A 1,040-nucleotide genomic window follows, 5' to 3' on the forward strand; every position below is an offset into this window, starting at 1 on the left:
CTCATGACGATCGCTGTAGGACGCGCGCCACAGCGGGGATGGTTTGACGTCCTCGATGACTGGCTCAAGCGCGACCGCTTCGTTTTTGTCGGCTGGTCCGGCATTCTTCTCTTTCCAACGGCCTACTTGGCCATCGGTGGCTGGCTCACAGGCACCACCTTTGTCACCTCCTGGTACACCCACGGCATTGCTTCGTCGTACCTGGAAGGTTGCAACTTCCTCACAGCTGCTGTGTCCACCCCCGCTGATGCGATGGGTCACAGTCTTCTGTTGCTCTGGGGCCCTGAAGCTCAGGGCGACTTCGTTCGCTGGTGTCAGCTCGGCGGCCTCTGGGCCTTCGTTGCCTTGCACGGTGCCTTCGCTCTGATCGGCTTCATGCTGCGTCAGTTCGAGATTGCCCGTCTGGTCGGCATCCGTCCTTACAACGCCATCGCCTTCTCCGGTCCGATCGCGGTGTTCGTCAGTGTTTTCCTGATGTACCCCCTCGGCCAGAGCAGCTGGTTCTTCGCGCCCTCCTTCGGTGTGGCAGCGATCTTCCGCTTCCTGCTCTTCCTGCAGGGCTTCCACAACTGGACCCTCAACCCCTTCCACATGATGGGCGTCGCCGGCATCCTCGGCGGTGCACTGCTCTGCGCCATTCATGGCGCCACCGTGGAAAACACCTTGTTTGAGGATGGTGAGCAGGCCAACACCTTCAAGGCGTTCGAGCCCACCCAGGAAGAAGAGACCTATTCCATGGTCACCGCTAACCGCTTCTGGAGTCAGATCTTCGGTATCGCTTTCTCCAACAAGCGCTGGCTGCACTTCTTCATGTTGTTCGTGCCTGTGATGGGCCTGTGGACCAGCTCCATCGGCATCATCGGTCTGGCCCTCAACCTGCGCGCCTATGACTTCGTGTCACAGGAAATCCGCGCTGCAGAAGATCCCGAATTTGAGACCTTCTACACCAAGAACATCCTTCTCAATGAAGGTCTGCGTGCCTGGATGGCACCGGCTGACCAGCCGCACGAAAACTTCGTCTTCCCTGAAGAGGTTCTGCC

At 59.0% G+C, this 1,040-nt stretch carries 1 protein-coding gene; it reads left to right on the forward strand.

Translation table 11 applies throughout. From position 1 onward, the window contains the following. Positions 1-3: 3 nt before the first annotated feature. Positions 4-1,040: photosystem II D2 protein (photosystem q(a) protein) (gene psbD / locus DXY31_RS16250; protein WP_114994775.1), on the forward strand; the 1,037-nt coding region annotated here is incomplete at its 3' end.

The organism is Synechococcus sp. UW179A, assembly GCF_900473965.1.
GTDB lineage: Bacteria > Cyanobacteriota > Cyanobacteriia > PCC-6307 > Cyanobiaceae > Synechococcus_C.